The 5,741-nt window shown below is 59.6% G+C and carries 9 protein-coding genes and 1 pseudogene; all 10 read left to right on the forward strand.

What is annotated here, in order from left to right; all coding sequences use genetic code 11:
- Positions 1–278, forward strand: a 278-nt coding sequence (locus ACTBDU_RS15760) for a hypothetical protein (RefSeq protein ID WP_438807128.1), incomplete at its 5' end; no start/stop codon positions are given.
- A 30-nt stretch (positions 279–308) separates the two neighbouring features.
- Positions 309–1,672: pseudogene (locus ACTBDU_RS15765) on the forward strand (phage terminase large subunit); the annotation flags it as partial.
- 370 nt (positions 1,673–2,042) lie between these two features.
- Entirely contained in the window at positions 2,043–2,291 is a 249-nt protein-coding gene (locus tag ACTBDU_RS15770) for a hypothetical protein (protein ID WP_438807129.1), read from the forward strand.
- 52 nt (positions 2,292–2,343) lie between these two features.
- Entirely contained in the window at positions 2,344–2,565 is a 222-nt protein-coding gene (locus tag ACTBDU_RS15775) for a hypothetical protein (RefSeq protein ID WP_438807130.1), read from the forward strand.
- A gap of 96 nt (positions 2,566–2,661) precedes the next feature.
- Positions 2,662–2,913 carry a phage GP46 family protein gene (locus ACTBDU_RS15780; RefSeq protein ID WP_438807131.1) on the forward strand — a complete coding sequence of 84 codons (252 nt, stop codon included), beginning with the start codon at positions 2,662–2,664 and terminating at the stop codon, positions 2,911–2,913.
- Positions 2,914–3,025: 112 nt separating this feature from the next.
- The gene (locus ACTBDU_RS15785) at positions 3,026–3,484 is read left to right on the forward strand and encodes a baseplate J/gp47 family protein (RefSeq protein ID WP_438807132.1); all 459 of its coding nucleotides are present in this window, start codon (positions 3,026–3,028) and stop codon (positions 3,482–3,484) included.
- On the forward strand, positions 3,484–3,825 hold the full coding sequence (locus ACTBDU_RS15790) for a baseplate J/gp47 family protein (protein WP_438807133.1): 342 nt from the start codon (positions 3,484–3,486) through the stop codon (positions 3,823–3,825). Before ACTBDU_RS15785 ends, ACTBDU_RS15790 begins: the two co-directional genes overlap by 1 nt.
- Before the next feature lie 156 nt (positions 3,826–3,981).
- Positions 3,982–4,572 (forward strand): YmfQ family protein, encoded by a 591-nt coding sequence (locus tag ACTBDU_RS15795; RefSeq protein WP_438807134.1) that lies wholly within the window; start codon positions 3,982–3,984, stop codon positions 4,570–4,572.
- Positions 4,573–4,753: 181 nt separating this feature from the next.
- Entirely contained in the window at positions 4,754–5,506 is a 753-nt protein-coding gene (locus tag ACTBDU_RS15800; protein ID WP_438807135.1) for a hypothetical protein, read from the forward strand.
- Between the two features lie 67 nt (positions 5,507–5,573).
- The coding region (locus ACTBDU_RS15805; RefSeq protein WP_438807136.1) for a transposase at positions 5,574–5,741 on the forward strand (168 nt) is incomplete at its 3' end.

Below are 5,741 nucleotides of genomic sequence, written 5' to 3' on the forward strand. Positions count from 1 at the left end.
GCTTATGGCGAAACGTTGTTCCAGACGTCAACCCGCATCAAAACCCAGATAGAGGCAGCGCTGGCATGAAGCAGTTGGTCAAACTGTTGCCGGGCGCGTACCTCGACCCGGCCGAGATCAGCGTGGTCAGGGTCGCCGGCGAGAATGTGTCTGTCGGTCTGGACGGTGGTGCGCACTTTTTATGTTTGGCGAGTGTCGCCGGCAGCGTTGACACGGTGGCAGAAACCCTGGTGTCGCGCATCAATGCGGTACTGGCTGAGCGTCATCATGGCGTGTAAACCGCGTTTACAGGGGATTTAAAGCGAGATATGGCGGCGAAATTTTCCATCCGTGAATTCCAGCACTCGCTGGCTGCGCTGGCTTCCAGCCTGCGCCGCACCATTGCGGCCGAATGCCTGGGTTTTGATACCGGGTCCGAGGCTATGGCGGCGCGGCGTTTACAGGTGGCTGATCCGGTGAACGGCTATCGCTATTTTGTGCAGACCTATTTCCCGCACTATATCCGTCATGCCGACCCCAGTGAACTGCTTGGCTGTCTGTTTCAGAGGCTGCCATAAGATAGTCGCTAGCCCGAAAGGCGAGCAGGACCACATCGCGGCGCCGCGCGAAGAGGTCAACTCAACGCTGGTCAGCCAGCTGTTTATGCTGTGGTGTCTGGTACGTAGCATCAAGCACTATGCCCTGATGGTGATGGACTCCATCGACCAGGCGCACCCGATGCTCGAAGCCATCAAGGCCGAGCTGGAATTTAACCCCCGGCTGCGGGCCGGCTTCCTCGAAGCCTGCGGTGTCGGTCGCGTCTGGCAGATGGGCACCATCCTGATGCGCAATGATATCAAGGTGCAGGTGGCCAGCAGCGACAAAAAGCTGCGCGGCTTGCGCCACGGGCCATACCGCCCTGACCTGCTGATACTGGACGATATTGAGAACGAGGAGCAGGTGCGCAACCCGGACCAGCGCGACAAGCTGGAAAGCTGGCTGAGAAAAACCGTGCTGCCGCTGGGCGGCGCGGGCGCAAAACTTGGTGTGGTGTATATCGGCACCATCCTGCATTACGACTCGGTGTTATCACGCACCCTGAATAACCCATTGTGGCGGCAGGCATGGTTTAAGGCCCTGCACCAGTGGCCGGTGAACCTGTCGCTGTGGGAAACCTGGGAGCAGGTATTGCGTAACCAGGGAGAAGCCGCGGCGCAGGATTTTTATACGTCACACCGTACCGAGATGGAGGAAGGCGCGGAAGTCTCCTGGTCCGCCCGCCCGCTGCTGACCCTGATGCATCTCCGCACCCGGGGCGGTCACGCCACCTTTGACGCTGAGTACCAGAATGACCCGGTCAGCGGTGAGGATGCGCTTGTTTGCCCACGACCTGCATTTCTAGGTCACCCGACTTAACGAGTGGGTTTTCTACGGGGCCTCCGACCCCAGCCTCGGCAAGGCCGGGGTTAGCCGTGATCCGTCAGCGCCGCTGGTCGGCGCTTTTAATCGCACCACCGGCGGGTGGGATGTGGTGGAAGCGCAGATACGCAAGCGGCTGCCGGACGTCATTATCAGCAACATCATCGTCCTGCAAAAGGAATACCACTGCTTGGTCTGGGGTATTGAGGCGCCGCAGTTCCAGGAGTTCCTGCGCACCGAGCTGATTAAACGCGCGGTACAGCTGGGTCCACCCGGTGCTGGCGCGGCCCTTTCTCAATTTTAGTCTGGCCGACCAAGCCTATCAGGGCCTGGTGCACACCGTCAATGATTACCTTCAGCGCGCGCTGGACGAGTAACACTCTGTAAAGGCCGTGGCGCGTTTTTTGATAGTCAGGCAGCGGGCGGGGGATGATGCGGGTGAAACCGCGTTAAGCGATTCTGGAGCGATTTAAATGGGTTTTAAACGGGGTATCGCCGCCCGCGTCAGCGGTGTAGTCTGATGGCAGTCCGTTTGTGTCCTTTCCTTCCCCCACTCTTTACCCCCTACACCCCCGTCACGACGAGATACCCGATGCCCAGGTTAGGCTGTTTCCCATGAATACACTTTCTGGGACCGCCACCGCGTGAAAAACACCGTCCGCCTTGCCGCACTGACCGTGGCGCTGGAGAGCGCCGGCACCATGATGGCGGTGGTGTTTGCCGGTGGGCGCGGCCGTACCCGCCATAGTATCGTGATTGCCACCGAACACAGCACCTACCCCGGCTGCAAGGGCTGGCAAACAACGAGGTGGCGCTCTACAGTGACGAAGGCGCCAAAATCGTTATCCGGCGCGAAAGAATCATCGAGGTGGATGCGACGAGTATCGGGTTAAATGCAAACGCTATCAGGTTCAGGCCGAAGAGCGCGCCGGCTTCGAGACGCCGATGCTGTCAACCTCACAGGCACTGACCGCCGAGGGGGCTATCAGCGGCCACGGCGGTATGACGATTAGCGGCGGGGGCGGCGCGGTGGCGCACTTTGCGGGGGATATTGAGCATCAGGGCGGCACCCTGCGCAGCGCCGAGGTGGAAATCAACGGCATCCGGCAAAGTGGACACAGGCACCCGACACCTTCCGTGCTGTCCGGCGGACCGGTTAACGGGTAAGATAGCGTCGCGGCTCGCGACGCACACTACCGTACCAGCTACCCTCTACAGCCCGCGTCACTCCTCCCGGCCCGTCGCCTACCTTACCCTGACGCCATGGACGCACTGATTGACAGCCAGACCGGTGATTACACCGGCACGCGCACCACTGACCCGCATAACGCGGCCTACCTATGCCTGATGACGCCGCGCGGGCAATATTGGGCTGACCCGCAGCTGAGGTCACGTTTGCACGAACTGGCACGCGCCAAAGACTCGGCCACCACCCGGCGACTGGCCCAGCAATATGCCGAACAGGCATTGCAACCACTGCTGGCCGATAAGCGCGCTCGCCGCATTGACGTCTGAGTCAGCCGTCCGGCACAAGGTAACCTGCGGCTGCATATCGACGTCGTGGCCGCCAACGGCAATTTGCAAACCTTTACTCACCCGGTAAAGGTCATTTAAACGGAATATCACCATGGCGCACAGTACCCCCACCCATACCGAGATTGCCGACACGCTCTTGCGCGATATCCGCAACCAGTTGCTGGACGCCGATACCGGTCCCGATAGTGACTACGCGGCCCGTGCGAACGCCATTGCCAGCGCGCTGCAGGGGCTATATCAGCACCAGCTGCGGATAGTGCGGCAAATGTTCCCAGACACCGCCGAGCATGACTATCTGCTAATGCACGCCGGCACGCGCAACCTGACGTCGAAAGCAGCTACCCCGGCCGGCGGCGAAGTACGCCTGACCGGTAACCCCGGCGCAAACATTACCGGCCTACTGCAATTGCGTTTCACCGGCAGCCGTCAGCGCTACCAGACCACCGCGCCGGGCACGATAGACGCAACGGGCAGCCTGCCCTTGCCCGCCCGCGCGCTGCAAAGCGGTACCCAGGGCAATCTGGCGTACAAACGTCAGCGGCGCTGCTGATGGCCCCAGCCGGTGTTGACAGCAACGTCACTATCACCCGCATGGTCGGCGGCAGCGAGGCCGAATCCAACGCCGCCCTGCTGGCACGTCTGCTGGAGGTGATACGCCGTCCGGCGGCGGGCGGCAATCAATACGATTACCATCGCTGGGCGGTGTCCCTGCCCGGCGTCACCGAAGCCCATGTCTACCCGCTGCGCCGGGGCTACGGTACGGTGGATGTGGTAATAGTCACCCATAACGACCTGCCGTCGCCGGAGACGCTTAAGGCGGTGCAGCGCTGCCTTGACGAGATGCGCCCGGTCACCGCGAAAAACTGTCTGGTAGTGGCACCGAGGTGGTGAAAGCCGGTATCACGGCCCAGGTCAGCCTGAGCAATCTGACGCTGGAGGCCGCGCGTAAACAGATTACGACCGCGCTCAGTGACTATGTTAACCGCCTGGCCCCGGTGAGATAGCGGTCAGAATCCAGCTGGGGCGCTGATATCCAAGGTGGTCGGCGTGGTGGACTACCAGTTGCTTGCCCCCAGCGCCAATGTGGTGCCGGTGGTGAACAAGCAGACCGTGCAGTGGATACGCGCAGGCACCAATTACAGTGGAGAAAATGCCATGAACAGCCGCGATTACGCGCAGCTGCTCAGTGCCCTGCTGCCACCGAAAAGCTGTGCGCTAACCGGTAAGCGACTCGGTGTCGAACTGCAGGCCGAGGGGAAGAGCCTGGCACAGCTGGAAATCCGCGCCGGCGAAGTGGCTGACGGTATCACGCCTTTTCTGGCAGTCGGGCTGCTGGTCGACTGGGAGCGGATGTTGGGAATTTCCCCCGACAGCAGCATGGCACTACAGCAGCGTCGCCAGCAGGTACTGGCCAGGATTAACGCCACTGGTGGCCTCAGCCGGCAATACTTTATCAGCTTGGCCAAATCGCTGGGTTACCGCGTCACCCTCGACGAGTCGGAGCCGTTCCGAGCCTGCATTGGCCGAGCCGGCGAGCGTATCTGGGTGCCGGAGATTATCTGGCTGTGGATAGTCAATATCGATAACGCACAGGTGCCGGTCTACCGCTTCCGCACCGGTAGCTCGGTGGCCGGATAAAAGCTGCTGACCTTTGGGCAGAACCTGATTGAAGGGCTGTTTAAGGACCTGAAACCCGCGCACACCCAGGTGGTGTTTAACTACAGGGAGAAAACGCGCCCATGAAGGATATTATTGCGCCGATTGACAGCGAGGACGGGCTGTTTCATGACGGCGACCCGGCCGGCGACGTCAGGGGGCCGTGGTCTACGCCCAGTGGCTGAACGCCATGCAGGGGGCGGTCATCGATACCCAGACCGAGCAAAAAAATATTCTGACGGCCGCCGGAATGCAGCCCAACCCGGCGCAACATAACCAGCTGGCCGCGGCCATCAAGGGGCTGATTGCGCAAGCCCGGCAGGAGAATGAAAAACGCAGCCTGCTGAGGAAAAACAACGGCGTGGATATCCCGGATAAGGCGGCGTTTGTGGCCAATCTGGAGTTAAAAAATACCGTTGAACAGGCACAAAACGCACTGGACAAACGTACCAGTGGCACGGTGGTTAACGGCAGTCTGCAGATCACCCATTTGGTCAATGTCGGCGACAGCGATTCAGGGCTGATTGCCAATGGCAAAGGCAGCTCGGCGCTGTACGCCAACAACATCAGAACCGGTAAATGGGATACCCAGCGCTTGCATTGGGTACAAGACCTTGAAGTGGGTGGAAAACTGACCGCCAGTGGCGGAGCGACCTTTGGCAAAGCCGTCTCGCTATCCGGTGGCGGCCATCTCACGAATATTCTCCATTTTTATGGCCGGGGGCAAAGCGGCAACGAGACACGTTCAGGTGAATGCCGCTATTACCCTTATCCAGGCAATCCCATGAGCACGGAATTTTACGGTGCCAATGTGGTGGGCAGTTATTATGAACATCGCCTTATTATTAATCGCGGTGGCGGTAACATTAAGTGGTTCGTTTTTAACGATGACGGTAGCGCTTATGCCATACTGTAGTGGCACACTGAATTTGGCCACCCGAACAGAGGTGATATGCTCACCTCAGAACAACACGGGTGCACCAATGAAAAGAAGAAATTTTAGTCCTGAATTCAAACGCGAATTCGCTCAACTGGTTGTCGGCCAAAATTACACCGCCGCGCAAGCAGCAAAAGCCATGGACGTCGGGCTTTCTACGATGACGAAATGGGTAAAACAACTGCGTGATGAGCAACAGGGGAAAACGCCAAAG

It is taken from the genome of Sodalis sp. (in: enterobacteria) (assembly GCF_051710625.1).
GTDB lineage: Bacteria > Pseudomonadota > Gammaproteobacteria > Enterobacterales > Enterobacteriaceae > JBPESN01.